Source organism: Paraburkholderia sp. EG287B (genome assembly GCF_040965595.1).
Taxonomy (GTDB): domain Bacteria; phylum Pseudomonadota; class Gammaproteobacteria; order Burkholderiales; family Burkholderiaceae; genus Paraburkholderia.
Window position 1 is genome coordinate 189,478 of record NZ_JBFRCG010000005.1, and the last position, 25,816, is coordinate 215,293.

General features: G+C 66.4%; 20 protein-coding genes and 1 pseudogene. 15 read left to right on the forward strand and 6 right to left on the reverse strand.

Going from position 1 to position 25,816, the window contains the following annotated elements:
- Positions 1–121 precede the first annotated feature (121 nt).
- From AB4Y40_RS10425 to AB4Y40_RS10440, 4 genes are all read left to right on the forward strand, one after another.
- Complete coding sequence (locus tag AB4Y40_RS10425) at positions 122–1,633, forward strand: DegQ family serine endoprotease (protein ID WP_368687599.1); 1,512 nt, start codon at positions 122–124, stop codon at positions 1,631–1,633.
- A gap of 195 nt (positions 1,634–1,828) precedes the next feature.
- Positions 1,829–2,335, forward strand: coding sequence for a carboxypeptidase regulatory-like domain-containing protein (locus tag AB4Y40_RS10430; RefSeq protein ID WP_368687600.1), 507 nt, complete (start codon positions 1,829–1,831; stop codon positions 2,333–2,335).
- 321 nt (positions 2,336–2,656) lie between these two features.
- The gene (locus AB4Y40_RS10435; RefSeq protein WP_368687601.1) at positions 2,657–3,022 is read left to right on the forward strand and encodes a DUF427 domain-containing protein; all 366 of its coding nucleotides are present in this window, start codon (positions 2,657–2,659) and stop codon (positions 3,020–3,022) included.
- 32 nt (positions 3,023–3,054) lie between these two features.
- On the forward strand, positions 3,055–3,804 hold the full coding sequence (locus AB4Y40_RS10440) for a CoxG family protein (protein ID WP_368687602.1): 750 nt from the start codon (positions 3,055–3,057) through the stop codon (positions 3,802–3,804).
- Between the two features lie 48 nt (positions 3,805–3,852).
- Here the strand turns inward: AB4Y40_RS10440 and AB4Y40_RS10445 are convergent, their stop codons facing one another.
- Positions 3,853–4,839 (reverse strand): helix-turn-helix domain-containing protein, encoded by a 987-nt coding sequence (locus AB4Y40_RS10445; RefSeq protein WP_368687603.1) that lies wholly within the window; start codon positions 4,837–4,839, stop codon positions 3,853–3,855.
- A 138-nt stretch (positions 4,840–4,977) separates the two neighbouring features.
- On the opposite strand from AB4Y40_RS10445, the gene AB4Y40_RS10450 reads away from it, so the two are divergent.
- On the forward strand, positions 4,978–5,619 hold the full coding sequence (locus AB4Y40_RS10450; RefSeq protein ID WP_368687604.1) for a cysteine hydrolase family protein: 642 nt from the start codon (positions 4,978–4,980) through the stop codon (positions 5,617–5,619).
- A 68-nt stretch (positions 5,620–5,687) separates the two neighbouring features.
- Here the strand turns inward: AB4Y40_RS10450 and AB4Y40_RS10455 are convergent, their stop codons facing one another.
- Positions 5,688–6,341 carry a TetR family transcriptional regulator gene (locus tag AB4Y40_RS10455; protein WP_368687605.1) on the reverse strand — a complete coding sequence of 218 codons (654 nt, stop codon included), beginning with the start codon at positions 6,339–6,341 and terminating at the stop codon, positions 5,688–5,690.
- 434 nt (positions 6,342–6,775) lie between these two features.
- Between AB4Y40_RS10455 and AB4Y40_RS10460 the strand changes: the two genes are divergently transcribed.
- From AB4Y40_RS10460 to AB4Y40_RS10470, 3 genes are read left to right on the forward strand one after another with little or no spacing between them, the layout of a single operon-like run.
- On the forward strand, positions 6,776–8,038 hold the full coding sequence (locus AB4Y40_RS10460) for an efflux RND transporter periplasmic adaptor subunit (protein WP_368687606.1): 1,263 nt from the start codon (positions 6,776–6,778) through the stop codon (positions 8,036–8,038).
- Positions 8,039–8,053: 15 nt separating this feature from the next.
- Positions 8,054–11,326: an efflux RND transporter permease subunit gene (locus AB4Y40_RS10465; protein ID WP_368687607.1), complete on the forward strand. Its 3,273-nt coding sequence runs from the start codon at positions 8,054–8,056 to the stop codon at positions 11,324–11,326.
- Position 11,327: 1 nt separating this feature from the next.
- Entirely contained in the window at positions 11,328–12,878 is a 1,551-nt protein-coding gene (locus AB4Y40_RS10470; protein WP_368687608.1) for an efflux transporter outer membrane subunit, read from the forward strand.
- A 231-nt stretch (positions 12,879–13,109) separates the two neighbouring features.
- On the opposite strand, the gene AB4Y40_RS10475 is transcribed toward AB4Y40_RS10470, so the two are convergent.
- Positions 13,110–14,564, reverse strand: a complete 1,455-nt coding sequence (locus AB4Y40_RS10475) for a nucleobase:cation symporter-2 family protein (RefSeq protein ID WP_368687609.1) — start codon at positions 14,562–14,564, stop codon at positions 13,110–13,112.
- Positions 14,565–15,160: 596 nt separating this feature from the next.
- Here AB4Y40_RS10475 and AB4Y40_RS10480 point away from each other — a divergent pair.
- Together AB4Y40_RS10480 and AB4Y40_RS10485 are read left to right on the forward strand one after the other, a co-directional pair.
- A complete protein-coding gene (locus AB4Y40_RS10480; protein WP_368687610.1) occupies positions 15,161–16,639 on the forward strand; it encodes a xylulokinase in 1,479 nt (492 codons plus the stop codon).
- Between the two features lie 40 nt (positions 16,640–16,679).
- Positions 16,680–17,786, forward strand: a complete 1,107-nt coding sequence (locus tag AB4Y40_RS10485) for an S-(hydroxymethyl)glutathione dehydrogenase/class III alcohol dehydrogenase (RefSeq protein ID WP_368687611.1) — start codon at positions 16,680–16,682, stop codon at positions 17,784–17,786.
- A 71-nt stretch (positions 17,787–17,857) separates the two neighbouring features.
- On the opposite strand, the gene AB4Y40_RS10490 is transcribed toward AB4Y40_RS10485, so the two are convergent.
- From AB4Y40_RS10490 to AB4Y40_RS10500, 3 genes are read right to left on the reverse strand one after another with little or no spacing between them, the layout of a single operon-like run.
- The gene (locus AB4Y40_RS10490; RefSeq protein WP_028205927.1) at positions 17,858–18,640 is read right to left on the reverse strand and encodes a metal ABC transporter permease; all 783 of its coding nucleotides are present in this window, start codon (positions 18,638–18,640) and stop codon (positions 17,858–17,860) included.
- Positions 18,633–19,604 (reverse strand): ABC transporter ATP-binding protein, encoded by a 972-nt coding sequence (locus AB4Y40_RS10495; protein ID WP_368687612.1) that lies wholly within the window; start codon positions 19,602–19,604, stop codon positions 18,633–18,635. Before AB4Y40_RS10495 ends, AB4Y40_RS10490 begins: the two co-directional genes overlap by 8 nt.
- Positions 19,605–19,628: 24 nt before the next feature.
- Entirely contained in the window at positions 19,629–20,612 is a 984-nt protein-coding gene (locus AB4Y40_RS10500; protein ID WP_368687613.1) for a metal ABC transporter solute-binding protein, read from the reverse strand.
- Positions 20,613–20,938: 326 nt separating this feature from the next.
- On the opposite strand from AB4Y40_RS10500, the gene AB4Y40_RS10505 reads away from it, so the two are divergent.
- The 5 genes and pseudogenes from AB4Y40_RS10505 to AB4Y40_RS10525 all read left to right on the forward strand — a co-directional run bounded on the left by AB4Y40_RS10505 (position 20,939) and on the right by AB4Y40_RS10525 (position 25,815).
- Positions 20,939–21,742, forward strand: coding sequence for an L-iditol 2-dehydrogenase (locus AB4Y40_RS10505; protein ID WP_368687614.1), 804 nt, complete (start codon positions 20,939–20,941; stop codon positions 21,740–21,742).
- An 84-nt stretch (positions 21,743–21,826) separates the two neighbouring features.
- A complete protein-coding gene (locus AB4Y40_RS10510; protein ID WP_342921163.1) occupies positions 21,827–23,161 on the forward strand; it encodes a sugar ABC transporter substrate-binding protein in 1,335 nt (444 codons plus the stop codon).
- A 232-nt stretch (positions 23,162–23,393) separates the two neighbouring features.
- Positions 23,394–24,251 (forward strand): annotated as a pseudogene (locus AB4Y40_RS10515) (carbohydrate ABC transporter permease); the annotation flags it as partial.
- Entirely contained in the window at positions 24,248–25,117 is an 870-nt protein-coding gene (locus AB4Y40_RS10520; protein ID WP_254317055.1) for a carbohydrate ABC transporter permease, read from the forward strand. The pseudogene AB4Y40_RS10515 and the gene AB4Y40_RS10520, both read left to right, overlap by 4 nt.
- 11 nt (positions 25,118–25,128) lie before the next feature.
- Positions 25,129–25,815 carry an HAD family hydrolase gene (locus tag AB4Y40_RS10525; RefSeq protein WP_368687615.1) on the forward strand — a complete coding sequence of 229 codons (687 nt, stop codon included), beginning with the start codon at positions 25,129–25,131 and terminating at the stop codon, positions 25,813–25,815.
- The last annotated feature ends 1 nt before the right edge of the window (position 25,816 follow it).

The window sequence follows — 25,816 nt, forward strand, 5'->3', positions numbered from 1 at the left end:
AAATGCCCGCCGCGCGGGCGTTTGCGCGATTGTTGCGATTTCCGCGTACTTAAGACTCCTTTAAGCGACACGGCTTACTCTTCGGTACGTCGTGATGAGTACCCCGCGCAAGGAGTCCGCAATGAATACAAAAGTTCTTTCCCGCAGTGCCGTGGCAGCCGCCGTGGTCGTCGCATTGTCGGCGGGCTACGTAGCAGGGCACCGTGATCTGCCTGCTCCGCAGGTCATCTCGCAGGCCCAGGCCGCGGCGATGATGCCGGCCGAAGCCGCAGCCAAGACTGGCATTCCCGACTTCTCGGGTCTCGTGGAAACCTACGGGCCCGCGGTGGTCAACATCAGCGCCAAGCACGTCGTGAAGCAGACGGCGCTGCGCAGCGGCGGCAGCGGCAGCGGTTCGCAACAACTGCCGATCGATCCGAGCGATCCGTTCTACCAGTTCTTCAAGCACTTCTATGGCGGCGCGCCCGGCATGGGCGGCGGCGACAATGGTCCGCAGGCCGACCAGCCGAGTGCGAGCCTCGGCTCGGGCTTCATCGTCAGCCCGGACGGCTACATTCTCACGAACGCGCACGTCGTGGACGGCGCCAACGTCGTGACGGTGAAGCTCACCGACAAGCGCGAATACAAGGCGAAGGTCGTGGGCGCGGACAAGCAGTCGGACGTCGCCGTGCTCAAGATCGACGCAAAGGACCTGCCGACCGTGAAGATCGGCGACCCGCGCCAGAGCAAGGTTGGCCAGTGGGTGGTGGCGATCGGCTCGCCGTACGGCTTCGACAACACGGTGACCTCGGGCATCATCAGCGCGAAGTCGCGCTCGCTGCCGGACGAAAACTACACGCCGTTCATCCAGACCGACGTGCCGGTCAACCCCGGCAATTCGGGCGGCCCGCTGTTTAATCTGCAGGGCGAAGTAATCGGCATCAACTCGATGATCTATTCGCAGACGGGTGGCTTCCAGGGCCTTTCGTTCGCAATCCCGATCAATGAGGCGATCAAGGTCAAGGACGAACTCGTCAAGACCGGTCATGTGAGCCGTGGGCGTCTCGGCGTCGCGGTGCAGTCGATGAACCAGACGCTCGCCAACTCGTTCGGCATGGACAAGCCGCGCGGCGCGCTGGTGAGCTCGGTGGACGCGAGCGGTCCGGCCGCGAAGGCGGGCCTGAAGCCCGGCGACGTGATCCTGTCCGTGAACGGCCAGGCCGTGGACGACTCGTCCGCTCTGCCTTCGCTCATCGCCGGCATGAAGCCGGGCACGAAGGCCGATGTTCAGGTGTGGCGTGACAAGAGCACGAAGGACCTCACCGCAACCATCGGCACGCTGGGCGACGCGAAGGTGGCTTCGAACGAGGCACCGCAGGCGCAGATGCAAGGGCGCCTCGGCGTCGCCGTGCGCCCGCTCACGCCGGAAGAGAAGAGCAGCGGCTCGCTCGATCACGGTCTGCTCGTCCAGCAGTCGGGTGGTGCAGCCGAAAACGCGGGTGTCCAGCCCGGCGACGTGATTCTCGCCGTGAATGGCCGCCCGGTGACGAGCGCCGATCAGCTCAAGCAAATGGTTTCCAAGGCTGGCAACAGCATTGCGCTCCTGATCCAGCGAGACGACGCACAGATTTTCGTGCCTGTCGATCTCGGCTGATCCCTGCTGTCGCGAGTCCGGCTCCGTGCGCCGGATTCGCGGCGAGAGCAGGTTTCATTACGTTGTACCCGCGCTGCCGCCGTTGGCCTCTGGCCCCGGCGGCAGCGGTTTTTTGGGGCGCACAAACCTTCGACGCGCTGATCGGGCATGCCCCTTGCGGGAGCATTACATCGGACAACCTGAAAGGAGCGATCGATGAAGCGTTTCCACAACTCGCGCCCCGTTCATGCCACCGCTTACGCGACGGTTCTCGCGGCCACGCTTGCGCTCGGCTACGCGGGAGGCGCGGCGGCGCAGCAGGCCGATGCCTCGGGCACGGTCGGCGGCTCGACCACCGACAACACGAGCGCCGGCAACACCAACGGCGGCGGCATGCCCCAGGTTCAGCAGCAGGGCGACGTGTCGTTCGTCTCCGGCGGCGTGGGTCTCGACGAATCCAGGGCGCTGCTCGGCGCGGAGCGCGACTGGCCACTGGCGTTGCGCTTTACCCAGCGCAGCGGCGAGTACGTGGCGGACGTGCGCGTGCAGATCACCGACTCGCACGGCGCGAGCGTGCTCGATACGACTTCCCGCGGGCCGTACATGCTCGTCAAGGTGCGTCCGGGCCGCTACAACGTGCATGTGAGCCATGCGGGCGTCGACAAGACGAGCGCCGTGACGGTGGGCTCGAACGGCAGCGCGCGGGCGGCGTTCATCTGGTAAGCCGCCTGGCCGGGCCCCGCCGCGTTTGCGCACTGCCGCACGCGCGCCGCGCATAAGATTCACGCAGCCAGGACGAGTTTGGCCGATAATGAGGCCGAGGGGAGGCCGCGATCGCTCAGGCGTTTCGCGAGCAGGTTCGCGTGTTGCCGTCGGTCGCCGTCGCTTGCGTGACCGGCGCGGCAACAGGCGGCTGGCGAGCGGCCATCCCGTGGCATTGCACGGCACGCGCCTTCGTGGCGGCGGGCCACGCGAACCGGTGCGGCCTGCCGCCCGGCGAGGGCAGGGCGCCGCGGGCGCCGCCTACCAACAGGGGAGCCGAACATGGCGGTCGAACCGGATGCGGACCATCGCATCGAACTCGTCGCGAACCGTCACCGCGTGCGCGTGATTCATGGCGGCATCACCATTGCCGATACGCTGCACGCCGTCACCCTTTGTGAAACCGGCTACCCCGACGTCTTCTACTTTCCGCGCGCCGACGTGAACATGGCGCGACTCGAACGCTCCGGACAGATCTCGCATTGCCCGTTCAAGGGGGAGGCGACGTATTTCCATTTGCGTACCGAAGACGGGCGCGTCGACGACGCGGCCTGGAGCTACGAAGCGCCGCTCGATGACGCAAGCGGCATCAAGGGGTATCTGGCCTTCTACGCGACTCGCGTGGACCGGATCGACCAGACCTCCTGAAATGGCCCGGTAGCTTGCATAGGGGAGCCGCCATGGAACTGAACGATGCGTTGAGAATTCCGCTCGAACCGGCCGCCGTCTGGGCGGCGCTGCAGGACGTGGCGCTCGTGCGCGCGAGCATGGAGCATTGCGAGTCGTTCAGGCGGCTCGGCCCCGGCGAATACGCGATCACGCTCACGGTGCCGCTCGGGCCGCTGCGCGCACGCTACGAAGTGCGCGCCCACATTGCCAGTGACACGGCGCAGGTGCCGCTCACGCCCCGGCGCGTGCTGAGCTTTCGCGCCCGCGCCGACGGCATCGGCTCGCTGCGCGGCCAGATCGACGTCGCGCTGCGCCCCGAAGAGCGCGCCACGACGCGGGAGCCGGGTACGGGCAAGGATGTGAGCACGCGAATCGACTACTCGGTGTGGGCCACGCTCACGGGACCGCTTTCCGAACTGCCGCCGCGCCAGATCGAGAACGCGCTGCACGAGCTCGCCGACGACTTCTTCACGGAGTTCTGCGCCGTAGTTGCGGTCAAGCACGGCCAGGCGCCGAACCGCGTGGCGGGCGAGCAGCCGCGCCGGCAGCACGTGTTCCTGCGGCCGATCAACCTCGCCGGTCTGGCCCGCCGCGCGCATATCCTGCCGCAGCACCATGCGGGCGGCACGCTTTCGGGCCGCGCGGCAAGCACGCTGAATCACGAACCGCCGCCGCATGCCATGCCGTATTGGGCGTGGGCCGCGATGATCTTTTTCGTCGCGTTGCTGCTCTATGCGGCCCGCTGGTTTACCGCGACCTGAAATAGGCGGCGGGCGGCGCGCCGCCCGCCGGACCGCGCAAAGAAACGTTCACGCGCCCCGAAACTCCCGCCGCCACGCCGACGGCGAAATCCTGAACGCCTCCACGAAATGCTGACGCAGCGACGCCGCCGAGCCGAAGCCCGCGCGCTGGGCGATCGCGTCGATCGGCTGATCGGTGCTTTCGAGCAGTTGCTGCGCGCGGGCGAGGCGCTCGCCGAGCAGCCACGCGCTCACCGTCGTTCCCGTCGTCGAACGGAACTGGCGCGTGAAGGTGCGCCGGCTCATCAGGGCGCGCTGCGCGAGCGAGTCGAGCGTGTGGGGCGCGTCGAGGTGGGCGCGAATCCAGTCGAGCAGACCCGGCAGACGCTCGCCGCGCCCGGCTGCCGCGAGCGGCTGCTGGACGTACTGGGCCTGGTTGCCCTGGCGATGCGGCGGCACGACGAGCCTCCGCGCCACGTAGTTCGCGGCGCCCGAGCCGCACAGGCGCCGCATGAGATGCAGGCAGCAGTCGAGTCCCGCCGCCGTGCCCGCCGAGGTCAGCAGGTCGCCGTCGTCGATGTAGAGCACGCCGGGGTCGAAGCGCACGGCCGGAAAGCGCTGCGCGAAGTCGTCGGCGGCGGCCCAGTGCGTGGTGCCCGGGCGGTCGTCGAGCAGGCCCGCGTGCGCGAGCACGTAGGCGCCGAGACAGAGCCCGACGAGGATCGCGCCGCTCGCGTGCGCGTCGCGCAACGCGTCGCAAAGCGCGGCGGGCGGCGCCTCGTGGGTGTCGCGCCAGCTCGGCACGACGATCACGTCCGCGTCGCGCAGCCCCTCGAGGCCGTGTGGCGCGCCGATCGTGAAGCCGGCCGTGGTCGTGAGCGCGCCGGGCTCCGCCGCGCAGACGGCGAGTTCGAACGGCGGCACGCCGCCTTCGCTGCGGTCTTCGCCGAACACGACGCAAGGCACCGAGAGATGGAACGGGCTGATGCGGTCGAACGCGATCACGGCGACGCGCAAGGGGGCCGGTGAAGGAGCCTGACGGATAGCAGTGGCCATGACGAGTCCGAAGAGGAATGGCCCGATTCTAGCGAAAGTTGTCATCCGGGCCACTGTCGCGTGGGCGCACGCAGCGCCACAATCCCGCCATCGACTGCGCGTCTTCGGACCGGTCGGTTTCACTCAACCCCAGGAGGCATGGCCATGTCCGCAAATCCGCGCCGGGCGCTCGTCGTCATCGACGTGCAGAACGAATATGTCAGCGGCGATCTGCCGATCGAATATCCCCCCATCGAGACGTCGCTCGCCAATATCGGCCGCGCGATCGACGCCGCGCGCGCCGCCGGCGTGCCGGTCGTGGTGGTGCAGAACGTCGCCCCGGCGGATTCGCCGCTCTTCGCACGCGGCAGTGTGGGCGCCGAGCTGCATCCGGTCGTGGCCTCGCGCGAGCGCGATCACTACGTCGAAAAAGCGCTGCCTAGCGCCTTCGCGGGCACCGATCTCAAGGCCTGGCTGGCCGGGCGCGGCATCGACACGCTCACGGTGGTGGGCTACATGACGCACAACTGCGATGCGTCGACGGTGTTCGAGGCGACCCACGCGGGTCTTGCCGTGGAGTTTCTGGCCGATGCGACCGGTGCGGTGCCGTATGCAAACGAGGCGGGAGCGGCGAGCGCCGAGGAGATCCACCGCGCGTTCAGCGTGGTGATGCACACGCGCTTCGCGGCGGTCGTGAGCACGGATGCCTGGCTTGCCGCCGTCGAAAAAGGTATGCCGCTCGCGCGCGACAACATCTACGCGTCGAATCAGCGGGCCCGCGCGAACCGCGTGCCGGCCTGAGCGTCCAAGAAAAAGGCGGCCTCGTCAGCGGGCCGCCTCGGTCGATTCGGGAACTGCGCGCGCAGGGCTCAGGCGTCCGGCTCGGCCGCCCCGATGCGCAGTGACGGGCTGAAGCGCAGCGCGTCGAGCATGGCGTCGACGTGCAGTTCGGCGTTGCTCGCCACGTCGAACACGTCCGGCAGGATCGCCATATCGCGCAGCGCGCCGCCGATGAACGAATGGAGCACGCGCGAAGCGCGCTTCGGGTCGAGGTCGGCGGGCAGCTGACCCTTCGACATCGCATTGCGCAAACCCTGCTCGATGCTGGCCAGCCCCTCGCGCATATCGGTCTGATGGCGCGCCATCACGGGGCCCATTTCCTCGACGAACTCGCACTTGAGGAACAGGATCTCGAACACGCGGCGGCGGCGCACGTCGGTGGCCGTATTGCGCAGACACAGAATACATAGATCGCGCATGCGCCCGAGCGGGTCGGGCTCGCCGGGATCGGTCGATGCCACCTTCAGCTCGTCGAGCGGCAGCACCACGCGGTCGAACATGGCCGTGAACAGGTCGCCCTTGTTCTCGAAATGCCAGTAGATCGCGCCGCGCGTCACGCCCGCAGTCTGGGCGATGTCGGCCAGCGAAGTGCGCGACACGCCCTTTTCGTAAAAGACGTGTTCGGCGGCGTCGAGGATCCGGTTGCGCGTCTCCAGCGCTTCCTCTTTCGTTCGGCGGACCATTTTGTAAAGTCAGTGCGTTGCAGTGGGTTAGGGGAATAAATGTATTTGGGGTGCGAACCGTAATGTATTGATTTGTAATATGGAGGTGATGCGAGGATCGCTCCTGAAGTACCACTCAACGGTTACGTAACGTCCTTTTACATTCGTTCGCGAATGTATCTATAATAGCACCCCACCACTTGGGTGCCTCAAGTGGTGATGTCCGGTTAATATCCGTCCTTGGCCAAGTGGTCGTAGAAACCCCAATGCGCGACGCCTCTCGCGGCGGCGCGCGGCAGTATCGCCCGGACGGATATGCAGACCGGAACGCGCCTTTCTAGAAGAAGTACCGGGTTTATCCGTCAGGTATTTGCCAGATGCTGGCGTGCGTGGTCGTCCTCCTCGTTGCAGGACGCCGCACGCTTTTATTGTCAGTTATAGACAGAGGTCGCTCCATGCGCGTCGAACGGGTTCCATTCCGCCTAATCAGTGTCGCGACGGCTGCCATCGTGCTCGCAGCCTGCGGGCAAAAGCAGTCGGCGCCGCCGCCGCAAACCCCCGAAGTGGGTATCGTCACCCTCCAGCCGACCGCCGTGCCGGTCGTCTCCGAGCTGCCCGGCCGTACCAGTGCCTACCTCGTCGCGCAAGTGCGCGCACGGGTGGACGGCATCGTGCTGCGCCGCGAATTCACCGAAGGCGCGCTCGTCAAGGCGGGCCAGCGGCTCTACAAGATCGACCCGGCGCCGTACATCGCCGCGCTCAACAACGCCAAGGCCACGCTCGCCAAGGCGCAGGCCAACCTCGTCACGCAGAACGCGCTGGTTGCGCGCTACAGGGTGCTCGTGCAGGCCAACGCGGTGAGCAAGCAGGACTACGACAACGCCGTTGCCGCCCAAGGCCAGGCCGCAGCCGACGTCGCCGCCGGCAAGGCCGCCATCGACACGGCGCAGATCAACCTCGGCTATACCGACGTCACTTCGCCTGTCTCGGGCCAGGTCGGTATCTCGCAGGTCACGCCGGGCGCCTACGTGCAGGCGAGCGCGGCCACCTTGATGTCGACGGTGCAGCAGCTCGATCCGATGTACGTGGACGTCACGCAGTCGAGCCTCGACGGCCTGAAGCTGCGCCGCGAAATCCAGGAAGGACGCCTGAAGACCAACGGCCCGAACGCCGCCAAGGTTTCGCTCGTCCTCGAAGACGGCCGCACCTATTCGGAAAAGGGCAAGCTCCAGTTCTCCGACGTCACCGTTGACCAGACCACGGGCTCGGTCACGGTTCGCGCGATCTTCCCGAACCCCGACCGCGTGCTGCTGCCGGGCATGTTCGTGCGCGCGCGCATCGAAGAAGGCATCAACAACAACGCGTTCCTCGTCCCGCAGGTCGGCGTGCAGCACGACCAGAAGGGCCAGGCATCGGTGTACGTCGTCAACCAGGACAACAAGGTCGTGCCGACGCCGATCACCACGGCGGGCACGCAGGGCCAGGCCTGGGTCGTCCAGAGCGGTCTGAACGCCGGCGACCGCGTGATCGTCCAGGGCACCGACAAGGTCAAGCCGGGCTTGCAGGTCAAGCCGGTTGCCGCGCAGCTGCCGCCGCCGCCGCCGCAGGGCGCGCCTTCGGCCGACATGGCAACGGCTTCGGGCTATGCGAACGCCGCCAGCGCCGCATCGGGGCCGAAGGCTGCCTCGGCTGCACCTGCCGCCTCCGCAGCGCAATAACGGGGAGCCTGCTTCATGGCAAAGTTCTTTATTGATCGCCCAATCTTTGCATGGGTGATCGCCATCATCCTGATGCTGGCGGGCGTGGCTTCGGTGTTCACGCTGCCGGTCGCGCAGTATCCGACCATCGCGCCGCCTTCCATCCAGATCAGCGCGAACTATCCGGGCGCGTCGGCCAAGACGGTGGAAAACACGGTCACGCAGGTGATCGAGCAGCAGATGAGCGGTCTCGACCACCTGCTGTACATCTCGTCGACTTCCGATGACTCGGGCACGGCCACGATTACGCTGACCTTCGCGGCGGGCACCAACCCCGACATCGCGCAGGTGCAGGTGCAGAACAAGCTGCAGCTCGCCACGCCGATTCTGCCGCAGGTGGTGCAGCAACTCGGTATCAGCGTCACGAAATCGAGCAGCAGCTTCCTGCTGGTGCTCGCGTTCGTGTCCGAAGACGGCAGCATGACCAAGTACGACCTCGCGAACTACGTCGCGTCGAACGTGAAAGACCCGATCAGCCGTATCGACGGCGTGGGTACGGTCACGCTGTTCGGCTCGCAGTACGCGATGCGTGTCTGGCTCGATCCAAACAAGCTCACGAACTTCCAGCTCACGCCATCTGATGTGACAGCGGCGATCACCGCGCAGAACGTGCAGATCGCGGGCGGCCAGCTGGGCGGCACGCCGGCGGTGGCAGGGCAGTCGTTCCAGGCGACCATCACCGAAGCGACGCTGCTGCAGACGCCGGCACAGTTTGGCGACATCCTGCTGAAGGTGAACCAGGACGGCTCGCAGGTGCGTCTGAAGGACGTGGCGCGCATCACGCTGGGCGGCGAAAACTATAACTTCGACACGAAGTACAACGGTGCGCCGACCGCCGGCCTCGGCATTCAGCTCGCGACGGGCGCCAACGCGCTGCAGACCGCGAAGCTCGTGCGCCAGAAGATCGACGACCTCTCGAAGTACTTCCCGCACGGTCTCGTCGTGAAGTACCCGTACGACACCACGCCGTTCGTGCGCCTGTCGATCGAGGAAGTGATCAAGACGCTGCTGGAAGGCATCGTGCTCGTGTTCCTCGTGATGTATCTGTTCCTGCAGAACCTGCGCGCGACGTTGATTCCGACGATCGCGGTGCCGGTGGTGCTGCTGGGCACGTTCGCGATCATGGCGATGGTGGGCTTCTCCATCAATACGCTGTCCATGTTCGGTCTCGTGCTCGCCATCGGCCTGCTGGTGGACGACGCGATCGTGGTCGTGGAGAACGTCGAGCGGGTGATGGTGGAAGAGGGCTTAGGGCCGAAGGAAGCCACGCGCAAGGCCATGGGCCAGATCACCGGCGCACTGGTGGGCGTGGCGCTCGTGCTCTCCGCGGTGTTCGTGCCGGTGGCGTTCTCGGGCGGCTCGGTCGGCGCCATCTACCGGCAGTTCTCGCTCACGATCGTGGCGGCGATGGTGCTGTCCGTGCTCGTCGCGCTGATTCTCACGCCGGCGCTGTGCGCGACCATCCTCAAGCCGATTCCGAAGGGCCACCACGAAGAGAAGAAGGGCTTCTTCGGCTGGTTCAACCGTACGTTCGAGACGAGCCGCGACAAGTACCACAGCGGCGTGCACCACGTGATCAAGCGCTCGGGCCGCTGGCTCATCATCTACCTCGCGGTGATCGTCGCGGTCGGCCTGCTGTTCGTGCGCCTGCCGAAGTCGTTCCTGCCCGATGAAGACCAGGGCACGATGTTCGTGATCGTGCAGACGCCTTCGGGCTCGACGCAGGAAACCACGGCGCGCACGCTCGCGAACATCCAGGACTGGCTGCTCAAGGACGAAGGCAGCATCGTCGAATCGACCTTCACCGTGAACGGCTTCAGCTTCGCGGGCCGCGGCCAGAACTCGGGTCTCGTGTTCGTGCGTCTGAAGGACTACAAGGTACGTCAGCACGCGGACCAGAAGGTCCAGGCGCTGGTGCGCCGCATGTACGGTCACTTCGCGAACTACAAGGACGCGATGATCTTCCCGGTGAATCCGCCTTCGATTCCTGAACTCGGCACCGCGTCGGGCTTCGACTTCGAACTGCAGGATCGCGGCGGCGTCGGCCACGAAAAGCTGATGGAAGCGCGCAACATGCTGCTCGGCATGGCCGCGAAGGACCCGTCGCTTGCGCTCGTGCGCCCGAACGGCCTGAACGACACGCCGCAGTTCAAGGTGGATATCGACCGCGAGAAGGCCAATGCGCTCGGCGTGACGTCGGCGGCGGTCGACCAGACGTTCTCGATCGCGTGGGCATCGGCGTACGTGAACAACTTCCTCGACACCGACGGCCGTATCAAGAAGGTGTACGCGATGGCCGACGCGCCGTTCCGCATGAATCCGGAAGACCTCGGTCTCTGGTACGTGCGCAACAGCTCGGGCGGGATGGTGCCGTTCACCTCGTTCGCGAGCGGCCACTGGACGTACGGTTCGCCGAAGCTCGAGCGTTACAACGGTATTTCGGCGATGGAAATCCAGGGTCAGGCGAGCCAGGGCAAGTCGACCGGCCAGGCCATGACGGCCATGGAGCAGATCGCGGCGAAGCTGCCCGCGGGTATCGGCTACGAATGGACGGGCCTGTCGTACCAGGAGCGTCAGTCGGGCTCGCAGGCGCCGATCCTGTACGGCATCTCGATCCTCGTCGTGTTCCTGTGTCTCGCGGCGCTGTATGAAAGCTGGTCGATTCCGTTCGCGGTCATCATGGTGGTGCCGCTCGGCGTGCTCGGCGCGCTGCTGGCGGTGACCTTGCGCGGCCTCGAGAACGACGTGTTCTTCCAGGTGGGTCTGTTGACCACTGTGGGTCTGTCGGCGAAGAACGCGATTCTGATCGTGGAGTTCGCGCGCGACCTGCAGGCCGAAGGAAAGATGGGACCGATCGAGGCGGCGCTCGAAGCTTCGCGACTGCGTCTGCGGCCGATTCTCATGACGTCGATGGCGTTCATTCTCGGCGTGCTGCCGCTCGCGATCAGTAACGGCGCGGGTTCGGCTTCGCAGCACGCGATCGGCACGGGCGTGATCGGCGGGATGATCACGGCCACGTTCCTCGCGATCTTCATGATCCCGATGTTCTTCGTGGTGATTCGCGCGAAGTTCGCCGGCGAGAAGGAAGACGCGGACGTCGCGCTGCAGCACTACGAAGAGCACCACGCGCACGACCATGACCAGGACCAGGACCAGGGCGGCGGCGCTCAGGGCGGCGGCAATGACCGTGGTGGCGAAGGTGGCAACGACGGCAGCAACGGCGACGGCCCGGGCAAGGAAGGACATTGAGATGCATAAACTATCCGTAATTGCTGCGGGCGCCGCAGCGCTGGCCGCCGCGCTCCTCGCGGGTTGCACGATGGAGCCTTGGTACCACCGGCCCGAAGCGCCGGTGTCGCAGAGCTTCCCGCAGGGCGGCGTGTACGCTACGCAGCCCATTGCTGCGGGCGCGAATGGTCAGAACGGCCAGGCAGCCCCGAGCGCCAATGGCGCCGTGGCGACCGACATCGGCTGGCGCGAATTCTTCGTCGATCCGCGCCTGCAGCAGCTCGTCGACATCGCGCTGAAGAACAACCGCGACTTGCGCGTGTCGGTGCTCAACGTCGAGGCGGCGCGCGCGCAGTATCAGATCACGCGCGCCGAGCTGTTCCCGGCGATCAACGGTGTGGCTTCGGACACGCGCACGCGCGTGCCGAGGAACTTTCAGACCACGGTGAATAATCCGTACAGCGTCTACAACGTGGGCGTGCAAGCGTCGTGGGAAATCGACTTCTGGGGGCGCATCCGCAGCCTGAAGGACCAGGCGTTGGCGCAGTACCTCTCCACGGCGTATGCGCGCAAGTCGGCCGAGATCACGCTGGTTTCGGAAGTCGCGGATCAGTACCTGACGATGCTCTCCGACGACGACCTGCTCAAGGTCACGCAGGAAACGCTCAAGACGGCGCAGGACTCGTACAACATCGCGAAGGCGCAGTTCGATACGGGCACCGGCACCGAACTCGATTTGCGTCAGGCGCAAACCGTGGTCGAGAACGCGCAGGCCAACATGCAGGCGCAACTGCGCGCTCGTGCCCAGGCCGAAAACGCGCTCGTGCTGCTGATTGGCGAGCCGCTGCCGGCGGATCTGCCGCAAGGTCTGCCGCTCGACGGCCAGGCGCTGCTCAACGACATTCCTGCAGGCCTGCCTTCGGATCTGCTCACGCGTCGTCCGGACATCATGCAGGCCGAAGAAACGCTGCTCGCGGCAAACGCCAACATCGGCGCGGCGCGTGCGGCGTTCTTCCCGAAGATCTCGCTCACGGCGGCGTTCGGCACCGAAAGCCTGTCGCTCGGCGGGCTCTTCAAGGCCGGCACGGCGGCGTGGAGTTTCGTGCCGCAGATCACGCTGCCGATCTTCGAGGGCGGTTCGAATATCGCGAACCTGCAACTCGCGAATGTCGAGAAGCGCATCGAGATCGCCAACTACGAGAAGTCGATCCAGTCGGCGTTCCGCGAAGTGGCCGATGGTCTGGCTGCACGCGGCACCTACGACGAGCAGATCGCTGCGCTCGAGCGCAGCACCTTTGCGAACCAGCGCTCGCTCACGCTTTCGGAACTGCGCTACAAGAACGGCGTGGACAGCTACCTGCCGGTGCTGGCGGCGCAGACCAGTCTGTACACGGCGCAAACGTCGCTCGTCACGGCGCGTCTGGCGCGCCTGACCAACCTCGTCGATCTGTATCGCGCGTTGGGCGGCGGCTGGATCGCGCATGCGGGCGAGACGCCGCGCGAGCCCGATGCGCCGGCCGATTACGGCGCGGCCAGCGCGCCGGCGGCGGCTTCGGCGGCTACGGCGGGGTAACGCGCTTCGGTTTCGGAACCGGAAGCCAGAACGCCACGGGAGACCGTGGCGTTTTTTTTGCGCGTGGGCGTGCGCAACGCAAGGACGAAAAAAAAGCGCCATGGTTTCCCATGGCGCCGAACCAGCAAAAGACCCCGCCCGCCTGTGTATGGATGGGCACCTGCGAGCGGGGCACCTCTCGCGTCAACTCAATACGTTCAAACCCGCTTCGATCAGTACAGCGAGATCGACTCAGTGCGCGGCCGAGCGCGGCATTTCGTGGCCCGTATCCGGCGCCTGCTCCGTGTCGAGACGGCCTTCGAGATCGTGTCCGGCGCGGCGGATGGCGCGCTCGGCGGCTTTCTCGCTCTTCGCACCGTTGAAGATCAGGTTCAGCACCACCGCCGAAACCGAGGCGAGCAGGATGCCGCTATGGAGCAGCGGCGAAAGCGCGGGCGGCAGCTTGGCGAAGAAGTGCGGCGACACCACCGGCACGAGGCCGAAACCCACGCTCACGGCCACGATGAAGAGGTTGTGCTGGTTCTTCACGAAGTCCACGCGCGAGAGCACCTTGATGCCGTTCGCCGCCACCATGCCGAACATCACGATGCCCGCGCCGCCCAGCACGAAGGCGGGCACGGAGGCGACCATCTGCGCCATCTTCGGAAAGAGGCCGAGCAGCACGAGAATAACGCCGCCCATCGCGCACACATAGCGGCTCTTCACGCCCGTCACGCCGATGAGGCCCACGTTCTGCGAGAACGACGTATGCGGGAACGAGTTGAAGATGCCGCCGATCATCGTGCCGAGACCGTCCACGCGCAAGCCGCGCACGAGTGTGGCCTGATCGACGGGGCGCTCGACCATGTCGCCCACGGCGAGGAACATGCCCGTCGATTCGATGAAGGTCACGAACATCACGATCACCATCGTCGCGATCGGCAGGATGTGGAACTTCGGCATGCCGAAGTGGAACGGCATGACGATGCCGACCCACGGCGCGGTGGCCATGCCTTCGAGATTCACGCGGCCGAGCGCGAGCGCGATGGCGAAGCCCGCGACGATACCGAGCAGCACCGAGATATTGGCGATGAAGCCGCGCCCGAACTTGTTGATGAGCAGGATCAGCATCAGCACGAGCAGCGAGAGGCCGAGGTAGATGGGGTTCCCATAGTCGGGGTTGCCCACGCCGCCCGCGGCCCAGTTGATGCCCACTTCCATCAGCGAGAGGCCGATCACCGCGATCACGGTGCCCACCACGACCGGCGGGAAGAAGCGCAGCAGCTTGCCGATCATCGGCGCGATCACGATGCCGATCGCGCCCGCCGCGATGGTCGAGCCGAAGATGTCGAGCAGGCCGAGCGAGGGATTGGTACCGATGGCGATCATCGGGCCCACCGAGGCGAACGTGCAGCCCATGATCACCGGCAGGCGGATGCCGAAGATCCACAGGCCGAGCGTCTGGATCAGCGTGGCGATGCCGCAGGCGAACAGGTCGGCGCTGATGAGAAAGGCGATCTGGTCCTTCGGCAGCCCGATCGCGCCGCCGACGATGAGCGGCACGGCCACCGCACCTGCGTACATCACGAGCACGTGCTGGATGCCGAGTGTCAGCAACTGGCTAAACGGCAGGCGCTCGTCGCAGGGATGGACCTGCTTCTGGCCAGACCGCTGGGCGGCCTGGTCCTCAATGCCCTTGGCTTGCATGTCGTCTGTCTCCGTCTCTTGGTTTAAGGATATGGCCTCCAAGGTATGCGGTAAGAAAATATGCAACAAGACCACTGGAGACTATTCCGTGCTTTCCGGCGACGATATGCGCGCGTCGGTATGGGCCGGCGACATAAGGGTGGGATCGGCGCGCGGAGGCCGTGCGCGGCCGCTTCGTGACGGCTTCACAAGATGCTGTTTTGGACCGCGCGTGTGGCGGCGCAAGGCGGGAAGCCCCTGTTTGCGGCGGTTGAGCGCCTTCGCGCGGTGGGCGCCGCGGCGTGGGCTTGGCGGCGCGTCGCCATGCCAGAGCGTGTGAGGGTGCGTCGAGCGCAGGGCGGCGATGCCCAGCGGGTCATGTCACATATGGCTGCGCCGTTATGATCTCTATTTCGAATGCGCAATGTGAGCCATTTTGCATCGCGCGGCGACCCACGGGGTTAACCCGCGAATGGACGTTTTTCGCGTCGAAATCGGCTGTGTTGCGCGCGAGTTCGCGGCAGGTTTGAAAGCCCCGCTTAACGCGCATTTGGCACCGCGCATCTCGCCGTTATGATGGCCTTTCCCGTTCTCACCCACCTCGCATATCGTTCCTCATGAGCCCATCGCAGACGCGTTTTCTCGGTATCGACCTCGGCACTGGTTCACTCAAGCTCGGCATCATCGATGGCGATGGCGTCGAGCGCGCCGCCGCGAGCGTGGCCTACGCGCTCGAAACGCCGCAGCCCGGCTGGGCCGAGATCGCCGTGGATCGCTGGTGGGACGCGCTCGTCGCGGCCTGCGCGCGGCTGCCCGAGAGCGAGCGCGCCGCGGTGCGGGCGATTGGCTTTTCCGGACAGATGCACGGCATCGTGCTCACCGACGAAGCGGGCCGCGCGTTGCGCCCCGCGATGCTCTGGCCCGACACGCGCGCGCATGCGCTGCTCGATGCCTGGCCCGACGACGCCGAACACGCGCAGCCCAACCCCGTTGCGCCCGGCATGGCGGGGCCGCTGCTGCGCTGGGTCCTGCAGCATGAGCCGCAAGTCGCGCAAGCCGCGCGCTGGGCGCTGCAGCCGAAGGACTGGCTGCGTGTCGCGCTGGGTGGCTCAGTCAAAGCCGATCCCTCGGACGCGTGCGCGACGGCGCTCGCCGCGCCCGATGGCGCGTGGGACTTCGCGCTGATCGAGCGGCTGGGATTACCGGCGCGGTGGTTCGCGCCGCTGGCCGCGTCGCATGAAGCGATCGGCGCGCTGAGCGCGCAGGCCGCCCAGGCGCTCGGGCTGCCCGCCGGCATCGTGCTCGCGACGGGCGCGGGCGACACGCCTTGCGCCGCGTTCGGCAGCGGCCTCGCCGACGAAGGCGACGCGCTCCTCACGACCGGCACGGGCGGCCAGATCGTCGTGACCGCGCGCAGCGAGCCGCCCGCGCGGCGCGGGCTGCATCGCTACCGCTCGGCGACGGGCGGCTGGTACACCATGGCGGCCATGCAGAACGTGGGCGTGGCGCTGGAGGCGGCGCGCGGCTGGCTGGCCTACGACTGGGCTTCGGCTTATGCGGACGCGTTCGCCGTGCCGCCATCGGCGACGCTCGCGTTCCTGCCTTACCTGAGCGGCGAGCGCTCGCCGTGGCTCGACCCGGCGGCGCGCGGCGGGTGGCTCGGCGCAACGCTCGGCGACTCGCGCGGCACGCTCATGCGCGCGGCGTTCGAAGGCGTCGCGTTCGCGTTGCGCGCGGGCCTCGACGCCGTGCGCAGCACCCATGAAGGCGCCGATGGAGGCACGCGGGATGCGCGCAGTGTGCCGACGCTCAAGCTCGCGGGCGGCGGCTCCGTGGACGCGCGCTGGCGGCAATTGCTCGCCGACACGCTCGAGGCGGACCTCTACGCGATCGACTGCCCGAACGCAGCGGCGCGCGGCGCCGCGATGCTGGGCGGCCTCGCCTGCGGGCACTGGCGCATGAGCGACCTCGCGGCGCTTGCGCCGGCCGCGACGCAGGTGGCGTCGCCGCGCGAGGACGCCGCGCTCGCGCAGCGCTATGCGCGCTTCATCGATCTGTATGGCCGCGTGCGAACCTGGTTTGCACCGGCACCGTGATGAGGCGTATCGACATCACCGAGACACAGGAGCAGCGAAGATGAAGACGAAAGCCGCCGTCGCATGGAAAGCCGGGATCCCGCTGACGATCGAGGAAGTGGATCTGGAAGGTCCGCGCGCCGGCGAGGTGCTCATCGAGGTGAAGGCGACGGGCATCTGCCATACCGATTACTACACGCTCTCGGGCGCGGACCCCGAAGGGATCTTTCCGGCGATCCTCGGTCATGAAGGCGCGGGCATCGTGGTCGATGTCGGTGCGGGCGTGGGTACGGTGAGGAAAGGCGATCACGTGATTCCGCTTTACACGCCGGAATGCCGCCAGTGCAAATTCTGTCTCTCGCGTAAAACGAACCTGTGTCAGGCCATTCGCGCGACGCAAGGCAAGGGCCTCATGCCCGACGCCACCTCGCGCTTCTCGCTGGGCGGCAAGCCGCTCTATCACTACATGGGCACGTCGACGTTCTCGAACTACATCGTCGTGCCGGAAATCGCCGTGGCGAAAATCCGTGAAGACGCGCCGTTCGACAAGGTCTGCTATATCGGCTGCGGCGTGACGACGGGCGTGGGCGCCGTGGTGTACTCGGCGAAAATGGAAGCGGGCGCGAACGTGGCGGTGTTCGGCCTCGGCGGCATCGGCCTGAACGTGATTCAGGGCGCGAAGATGGTGGGCGCCGACAAGATCATCGGCGTGGATATCAATCCGAAGCGCGTCGAACTCGCAAAGCAGTTCGGCATGACGCATTTCGTCAATCCGAACGACGTCGAGAACATCGTCGATTACATCGTGCAACTGACCGATGGCGGCGCCGACTATTCGTTCGAATGCATCGGCAACACGAAGGTGATGCGCGAGGCGCTCGAATGCACGCACAAGGGCTGGGGCCAGTCGTTCATCATCGGCGTGGCGGGAGCGGGCGAGGAGATCAGCACGCGCCCGTTTCAGCTCGTCACGGGCCGCCAATGGAAAGGCTCGGCGTTCGGCGGCGCGCGCGGGCGCACCGACGTGCCGAAGATCGTCGACTGGTACATGGAAGGCAAGATCAACATCGACGATCTGATCACGCACACGCTCGCGCTCGACCAGATCAACCACGGCTTCGACCTCATGAAAAAGGGCGAGTCGATCCGCTCGGTCGTGCTCTACTGAGCGAGGCGTAACAGCAAAAAAGGCGTTGCCACCGCGAGGGGCAACGCCTTTTTCATGGCGGGTACAGCGTGCTAGCGACGCCCGATCAGACTCGCGCCGTAGACGAGTGCGGCGAGCGCCGTGATCCAGAAGCTGGTGGGCCAGTCGGTGTAGAACGCGAGCGTCACGCCGAGCCAGGCCTGCACGAGCGCGAGCAGCGCGGCGAGCACGAGTCCGGTGGACAGACGCGTGGTGAGATTCTGCGCGGCGGCGGCCGGACCGACCATCAGCGTGAAGACGAGCAGCACGCCGACGATCTGCGTGCACGCGGCCACCGCGAGCGCTGCGATGGCGAGGAACAGCATCGAGACCGCGCGCAGCGACACGCCCTTCGCTTCGGCGAGTTCGGGCTGCAGCGAGGCGAACAGCAGCGGCCGCATGATGGCGGCCAGCGCCGCGAGGCTCGCCACGGCGAGGGCGGCCAGCACGCCGAGCGTCTCGCGGTTCACGCCGAGCACGTTGCCGAACAGCAGCGCCGTGACCTGCGTGGCATACGACGTGAAGAAGTGCAGAAACAAGAGGCCGAAGCCGAGCGCCAGCGAAAGGATCACGCCGATCGCGACATCGCGGCCCGCGAGCTTTTCGCCGAGCGCGCCCATCGAAACGCCGGCGGCGAGCGTGAAGCCCACCATGCCCCACATCGGCGAGACGCCTAGCAGTACGGCGCCCGTCGCGCCCGTGAAACCCACGTGCGAGAGCGCGTGGCCCGCGAAGGTCTGACCGCGCATCACGAGGAAATAGCCCACCACGCCCGCGAGCACCGCGACGATGCCCGACGCCGCGAAGGCGTTCACCATGAAATCGTATTCAAGCATCGTGCGTGTGGCCGTGGGTGTTGTCGTTGTTGTTGCCGTGGGCGTGACTGTGTCCGTGCGCGTGGCCGTGGCCGCCATGGTCGTGGCCATGATCGTGCTCATGCTCGTGGTCGTGCTTTTCGACTTCCACGTCGCCCGACATCACGAAGATGCGGCCCTTCATGCGCATCACTTCGATCGGCGAGCCGTAGAGGCGCGAGAGCACGGGCGCGGTGATGACTTCATCGACGCTGCCGAGCGCGGCCACGCCGTTGCCGAGATAGAGCACGCGGTCGAGCGCGTTGAGGAGCGGGTTGAGTTCGTGCGCGGAGAACAGCACCGCGATGCCGAGCTCGCGCTGCACGCGGCGCACGAGTTCGACCACGCCGCGCTGGTGGTTGGGGTCGAGGCTGATGAGCGGCTCGTCGAGCAGCAGCAGCTTCGGGTCGCCGAGCAGGCATTGCGCGAGCAGCAGGCGCTGGCGCTCGCCGCCCGACAGCTCCGAAAGCGGACGGTCCGCGAGCGCGGTCGCCCCCACGAGGTCGAGCACGCGCGCCACGTCGGCGCGGGTGGCGGCGTCGGCGCGCGGCAGGCCCCAGCGGTGGCCGTCGGCGGCCATCGCCACGAAGTCGCGGCCGCGCACGCGGCGGCTCGCGAGCGCCGTGCGCGTTTGCGGCATGTAGCCGATTTTCGCGTTGCCGCGCGCGACCGGCTCGCCCAGCACGCGGATCGCGCCGTGCGAGGCCGGCACGAGGCCGAGAATCGCCCGCATGAGCGTGGTCTTGCCCGCGCCGTTCGGCCCGAGCACGCCGATGAATTCGCCCTGGTTCACCGCGAAGTTCGCGTCGCGCAGGATCGTGCGTTCGCCGAGCGTCAGCGTCACGCCCGCCAGCGTGAGCACAGGCGTGGGCGCGCGGTGGGCGCCGTTGTGCTGTGCGTGGTGCGATGAAGCGATATCGGTGGGCGAAGAGCCGGCCCCGGTCATGACGTCTGTCCTTGCTGAATACGGTTAGTGTTGCCCTGCTGTTCCCGCTGCCAGCGCCTTGTCGAGCGAGTCGAGCTGCGCGAGCATCCATTGCTGGAAGTTCACGCCGGCCGGCTCGGTCTCGGTCACGCTCACGGACGGCACCTTCGACTGCTTCGCCAGCGCCAGCATGCGCCGCGTGAGCGCTTCGGTCGCCTGGCTGTTATAGATCAGCACGCGCACGCGGCGCTCGCGCAGGTCGCGCTCGAACGCGGCGATGTCCGAGGCGCTCGCCTCGGTGTCGTTCATCGTCGCAAGCTGGAAACGCAGGTTGCGCATGTCGAGGCCGATCGCATCCGACATATAGCCGAACACCGGCTCCGTGGCCGTGACGGGCTGCCCCTGGTAGCGCGCGCGCAGCGCCGCGACCTTGGCGTCGACCGGTTGCAGCGAGGCGAGGAACGTTGCCAGGTTGGCATCGTACACGCTCTTGTGCGCGGGGTCCGCTGCGCCGAGCGCGGCGCTCACCGCGCGCGCCACGGCGGGCATGGTCTTCGGGTCGTACCAGAGGTGCGGATTGTCGCCCGATTTCTTGCCGACGAGGTCCGCCGCGACGATCGTCGTGCGGTTGGCGCCGTTCTTGCCGGCGCCCGTGGCGCCGAGCAGCTTGGTCATCCACGGGTCGTAATCGGCGCCGTTGTACACCACCACGCGCGCATTCTGGAGCGCGCGGGCGGTCTTCGGGCTGGCCTCGAAGAGGTGCGGGTCCTGGTCGGGGTTGCTCAGGATGCTCGTCACGTCCACGTAATTGCCGCCGATCTGCTTGACGACGTCGCCGTAGAAGTTCTCCGCCGCAACGACGGGAATCGTGGCGCTGCCGGCCTGCGCCGCCAGGGCCGCGTTCGCGCCGCCGATCGCGCCGACCAGCGCGAGAGCGAGCCCGCCCGCGAGGCGCGCGAGCGTGACGCGACGGCGCGCGCCGGTTGTGGCAGCCCGGGGCGTGCAGTTGGCACGGCTGAACGTGATCATGGTTCTATCCTTGTCTATAGGGAGCCTGAAAGCGGACGCGGGCGCGTCGGCGTCGCGAAGGCGAGATGATATAACGTATCACTTCGATTGGCGAGTCAGCTCGCCATCCGGTCAGGGGGCCGGATCTGCAGGCCGCAGCCCGTCGAGGCTTGCGCGTCGCACCATCGAAATCTCGGCCAATCGCGTTTGTTCGCCTTGACAGTCTCCGACTCGTATCCGATCATTCGATCAACGACAGAGCAAATGCTCACATGTCGGGCGATCGCTCAGCGGCTCCTCGGGAGTGCCTGCCGCGCGCCCCGCACGAACGAAATTGGAGACAACCTGTGGCACACACCGCGACCCCAGCGGCCGGACGTTTGCAGGACAAGGTAGCCGTGCTGACTGGCGCGGCGAGCGGCATTGGCGAGGCGGTCGCCCAGCGTTATCTGGACGAAGGCGCGCGCTGCGTGCTCGTCGACGTAAAGCCCGCCGGGTCCGTCGCGCCGGCGCTGGCCGCCGCGTACCCCGAGCGCGTGCTCGCGATCTCCGCCGACGTCACCCGCCGTGAGGACATCGACCGCATCGTGGCGAGCGCGGTCGAACGCTTCGGCCGCATCGACATCCTCTTCAACAACGCGGCGCTTTTCGACATGCGCCCGCTCCTCGACGAATCCTGGGACGTGTACGATCGCCTCTTCGCAGTGAACGTGAAGGGCATGTTCTTCCTCATGCAGGCCGTGGCGCGCCGCATGGTCGAGCAGGGCCAGGGCGGCAAGATCATCAACATGTCCTCGCAGGCGGGCCGCCGCGGCGAAGCGCTCGTCTCCCACTACTGCGCAACCAAGGCCGCCGTGCTGAGCTACACGCAGTCGGCGGCGCTGGCGCTCGCGCCCCATCGCATCAACGTGAACGGCATTGCGCCTGGCGTGGTGGATACGCCCATGTGGGAGCAGGTCGACGCGCTCTTCGCACGCTACGAGCATCGTCCGCCCGGCGAGAAGAAGCGCCTCGTGGGCGAGGCCGTGCCGCTCGGGCGCATGGGCCTGCCCGGGGATCTCACGGGCGCCGCGCTCTTTCTCGCTTCCACCGACGCCGATTACATCACCGCGCAGACCCTCAACGTCGACGGCGGAAACTGGATGAGTTGACCTTTCCCGCAACCCTTGCACAACGCATCACGACAGCAGCCCGGCTGCAGCAAGACATAACGCAACGAACAAGGAGACAACGTCATGAAGCCAGCAATGAAGACCGCCGCAAAGTGCATAAGTCGAGCGGTGAGTGTGGGTGCACTCGTCGCCGCGGCGAGCGCCGCGCACGCGCAGACCGTCACGATCGCCATGTTGAACAACCCGGACATGATCGAGCTGAAGAAGCTCTCGCCGGCCTTCGAAAAGGCCAATCCGGGCATCAAGCTGAACTGGGTGATTCTCGAAGAAAACGTGCTGCGCCAGCGCGCGACCACCGACATCACGACCAACAGCGGCCAGTTCGACGTGATGATGATCGGCACCTACGAGGCGCCGCAATGGGGCAAGCGCGGCTGGATCGTGCCGATGACGAACCTGCCCGCGAGCTACGACCTCGACGACGTGGTGAAGACCGCGCGCGACGGCCTCTCGTACAACGGCACGCTTTACGCGCTGCCGTTCTACGTCGAAAGCTCGATGACGTATTACCGTAAGGACCTGTTCGACAAGAAGGGCCTCAAGATGCCCGAGCAGCCGACCTATGACCAGATCAAGGACTTTGCCGACAAGCTCACCGACAAGTCCGCCGGCACCTACGGCATCTGCCTGCGCGGCAAGGCCGGCTGGGGCGAGAACATGGCGTACGTGACGACGGTCGCGAACACCTTCGGCGGCCGCTGGTTCGACGAAAAGTGGCAGGCGCAGCTCACCTCGCCCGAGTGGAAGAAGGCGGTGAACTTCTACGTCGACATGCTGAAGAAGGACGGCCCTCCGGGAGCCAGCTCGAACGGCTTCAACGAAAACCTCACGCTGATGTCGTCGGGCAAGTGCGCGATGTGGATCGACGCGACGGTGGCGGCCGGCATCCTCTACAACAAGCAGCAGTCGCAGGTGGCCGACAAGATCGGCTTCGCGGCCGCGCCGACCGAAGTCACGCCCAATGGCGCGCACTGGCTGTGGTCGTGGGCGCTGGCCGTTCCGAAGTCGTCGAAGTCGCAGGACGCCGCGAAGAAGTTCATCGAATGGGCCACGTCGAAGGAATACGTCCAGATGGTCGCGCAGGACGAGGGCTGGGCTTCGGTGCCGTCGGGTACGCGGATTTCGACCTATCAGAATCCCGAGTACAAGAAGGCCGCGCCGTTCTCCGAGTTCGTGCTGAAGGCGATCCAGACCGCCGATCCGAACCATCCGACCGCGAAGCCGGTGCCGTACACGGGTATCCAGTTCGTCGGGATTCCTGAGTTCCAGTCGTTCGGTACGGTCGTGGGTCAGAGCATTGCAGGCGCCGTGGCAGGGCAGATGAGCGTCGACCAGGCGCTCACGGCGGGTAACGCCGCAGCCAACCGCGCCGTGGCGCAAGCCGGGTATCAGAAGTAACTGCGAGACGTCAGGCTGCGCCGTTCAGGCAGCCAGTGTAGTAGCGCGAAGTGCGCGCCGGGCCACCCGGCGCGGCGCGCACCCTCGCGACAGCCGATGCCGCGCCGTGCCCCGCACAGGCGCGCAACCGAGAAGGGTGGTCCTCATGCGTCATCTCCATCTCCCCATGCCTATATTCAATCGAGCGCGCACGCCACAGAAACCGCAGCAGGTCGAATCGCGCCGCTCGGCCTCACGCTGGCTCGTGACGCCGTCCGTGGCGGTGCTGCTGCTGTGGATGACGATCCCGCTCGCGATGACGATCTGGTATTCGTTCACGCGATACAACCTGCTGAACCCCGACCTCAAGGGTTTCGCGGGCTTCGACAACTACAGGTTCCTCGCCACCGATCCCTCGTTCGTGCCGTCGATCGTGCACACCATCGAGCTGATCGTGGCGGTGCTCGTGATCACCGTGGTCGGCGGCGTGCTGATGGCGGTGCTGTTCGACCGCAAGTTCATCGGTCAGGGCGTGGCGCGCCTGTTCGCGATCGCACCGTTCTTCGTGATGCCTACGGTGAGCGCGCTGATCTGGAAGAACATGATCCTGCATCCGGTGTACGGCCTCGTGGCCATTGCGATGCGCTCGATGGGCATGACACCGATCGACTGGTTCGCCGTTTATCCGCTCACCGCGGTCATCATGATCGTGGCGTGGCAGTGGCTGCCGTTCGCGTTCCTCATTCTCTTCACGGCGATCCAGTCGCTCGACCAGGAGCAGAAGGAAGCCGCGAAGATCGACGGCGCGGGCCCGATCGCCCTGTTCTTCTACATCACGCTGCCGCACCTGCGGCGCGCGATTGCCGTCGTCGTGATGATGGAAACCATTTTCCTGCTGTCGATCTTCGCCGAGATCTACACGACCACGGGCGGCGGTCCCGGCAACGCAACCACCAACCTCACTTACCTGATCTACTCGATGGGCCTGCAGCAGTTCGACGTGGGCATCGCTTCGGCTGGCGGCATTCTCGCCGTCGTGCTGGCGAACATCGTGTCGTTCTTCCTCGTGCGCATGCTCGCGCGCAACCTCAAAGGGGAGTACGAAAAATGAGCCAGATTACCGCTACGCCCGCGCAATCGCCCGACGCGGTCAACCATTCTTCGCCCATGCAGTTCATCGGGCGCGTGCTGCCGGGGCTGCTTGCCTGGCTGATCGCGATCGCACTGTTCTTCCCGATCTTCTGGATGACGATCACGGCGTTCAAGACCGAGCAGCAGGCCTATATCCCGACGATCTTCTTCCTGCCGACGCTCGACAGCTTCCGGGAGGTGTTCGCGCGCAGCAACTACTTCGCGTTCGCGTGGAATTCGGTGATGATTTCGGCCGGCGTGACGATCGTCTGCCTGATCCTCGCCGTGCCCGCGGCCTACGCGATGGCGTTCTTCCCGAACAAGCGCACGCAGGGCATTCTGCTGTGGATGCTCTCCACCAAGATGATGCCTTCGGTGGGCGTGCTCGTGCCGATCTACCTGCTGTGGAAGAACTCGGGGCTGCTCGACACCGTGAGCGGACTGGTGATCGTCTACACGCTCATCAACTTGCCGATCGCCGTGTGGATGGCGTACACGTATTTCAACGAGATTCCCAAAGACATTCTCGAAGCCGGACGCATGGACGGCGCGGCCACCTGGCAGGAAATCGTCTATCTGCTCATGCCGATGGCCGTGCCGGGGCTCGCATCCACCGCGCTGCTGTTGATCATTCTTTCGTGGAACGAAGCGTTCTGGAGCATCAACCTCTCCAGCTCGAACGCCGCGCCGCTGACGGTGTTCATCGCCTCGTACTCGAGTCCTGAGGGGCTCTTCTGGGCGAAGCTCTCCGCGGCGTCACTGCTCGCGGTCGCGCCGGTGCTGATCGTCGGCTGGCTGTCGCAGAAGCAACTGGTGCGGGGCCTTACCTTCGGGGCAGTCAAGTAATGGCCAATGCGATGTCCATTCAAGCCCTGATCTGCGATTGCGACGGCGTGCTGATCGACAGCGAAGCGGTGGCGGCCCGCGTGCTGGTGCGCGAACTCGAAGCGCGCTGGCCCGGCGTGGACGCGGCGCCCGTCGTCATGCCGCTGCTCGGCCAGCGTATCGAGCGCGTGCTGGGCGGCGCGGGCGAAGCGCTCGGGCGCAGCCTCAGCGCCGCCGACGTCGATGCGATCCGCACCGTGGCCGAGGCCGAAGCGCGCGAGGCGCCGCTGTTCCCGGGCGTCGTGGCGGCGCTGGAAGCCGTGGCGCTCACCAAGGCCTGCGCGAGCAACAGCTACACGGCGGTGGTGCGCGAGGTGCTGACGCGCAACGGCCTCGACCGCTTCTTTGGCGCGCGTGTGTACTGCGCCGATATCGTCGCCCGGCCGAAGCCCGCGCCCGACGTTTATCTCGCGGCGGCGCAGGGCATGGACGTCGCGCCCGCTGCGTGCCTCGTGGTCGAGGACAGCGTGACGGGCGTGAGCGCTGCGCGCGCCGCTGGCATGACGGTGCTCGGCTTCGTGGGCGGCACGCACGTAGGTGGCGACGCGCACGCGCACGAGTTGCGCGAAGCGGGCGCAATCGAAATCTTCGACGACATGACGACGCTGCCCGCGCGGGTGGCGCAATGGATGAACCAGGCGCAAACGCATTCGAACTGAA

Bases quoted from the DNA above. Each gene is read 5' to 3' on its own strand.
- AB4Y40_RS10425 (WP_368687599.1), top strand. From the start codon at position 122: ATGAATACAAAAGTTCTTTCCCGCAGTGCCGTGGCAGCCGCCGTGGTC.
- AB4Y40_RS10430 (WP_368687600.1), top strand. From the start codon at position 1,829: ATGAAGCGTTTCCACAACTCGCGCCCCGTTCATGCCACCGCTTACGCG.
- AB4Y40_RS10435 (WP_368687601.1), top strand. From the start codon at position 2,657: ATGGCGGTCGAACCGGATGCGGACCATCGCATCGAACTCGTCGCGAAC.
- AB4Y40_RS10440 (WP_368687602.1), top strand. From the start codon at position 3,055: ATGGAACTGAACGATGCGTTGAGAATTCCGCTCGAACCGGCCGCCGTC.
- AB4Y40_RS10445 (WP_368687603.1), bottom strand. From the start codon at position 4,839: ATGGCCACTGCTATCCGTCAGGCTCCTTCACCGGCCCCCTTGCGCGTC.
- AB4Y40_RS10450 (WP_368687604.1), top strand. From the start codon at position 4,978: ATGGCCATGTCCGCAAATCCGCGCCGGGCGCTCGTCGTCATCGACGTG.
- AB4Y40_RS10455 (WP_368687605.1), bottom strand. From the start codon at position 6,341: ATGGTCCGCCGAACGAAAGAGGAAGCGCTGGAGACGCGCAACCGGATC.
- AB4Y40_RS10460 (WP_368687606.1), top strand. From the start codon at position 6,776: ATGCGCGTCGAACGGGTTCCATTCCGCCTAATCAGTGTCGCGACGGCT.
- AB4Y40_RS10465 (WP_368687607.1), top strand. From the start codon at position 8,054: ATGGCAAAGTTCTTTATTGATCGCCCAATCTTTGCATGGGTGATCGCC.
- AB4Y40_RS10470 (WP_368687608.1), top strand. From the start codon at position 11,328: ATGCATAAACTATCCGTAATTGCTGCGGGCGCCGCAGCGCTGGCCGCC.
- AB4Y40_RS10475 (WP_368687609.1), bottom strand. From the start codon at position 14,564: ATGCAAGCCAAGGGCATTGAGGACCAGGCCGCCCAGCGGTCTGGCCAG.
- AB4Y40_RS10480 (WP_368687610.1), top strand. From the start codon at position 15,161: ATGAGCCCATCGCAGACGCGTTTTCTCGGTATCGACCTCGGCACTGGT.
- AB4Y40_RS10485 (WP_368687611.1), top strand. From the start codon at position 16,680: ATGAAGACGAAAGCCGCCGTCGCATGGAAAGCCGGGATCCCGCTGACG.
- AB4Y40_RS10490 (WP_028205927.1), bottom strand. From the start codon at position 18,640: ATGCTTGAATACGATTTCATGGTGAACGCCTTCGCGGCGTCGGGCATC.
- AB4Y40_RS10495 (WP_368687612.1), bottom strand. From the start codon at position 19,604: ATGACCGGGGCCGGCTCTTCGCCCACCGATATCGCTTCATCGCACCAC.
- AB4Y40_RS10500 (WP_368687613.1), bottom strand. From the start codon at position 20,612: ATGATCACGTTCAGCCGTGCCAACTGCACGCCCCGGGCTGCCACAACC.
- AB4Y40_RS10510 (WP_342921163.1), top strand. From the start codon at position 21,827: ATGAAGCCAGCAATGAAGACCGCCGCAAAGTGCATAAGTCGAGCGGTG.
- AB4Y40_RS10520 (WP_254317055.1), top strand. From the start codon at position 24,248: ATGAGCCAGATTACCGCTACGCCCGCGCAATCGCCCGACGCGGTCAAC.
- AB4Y40_RS10525 (WP_368687615.1), top strand. From the start codon at position 25,129: ATGTCCATTCAAGCCCTGATCTGCGATTGCGACGGCGTGCTGATCGAC.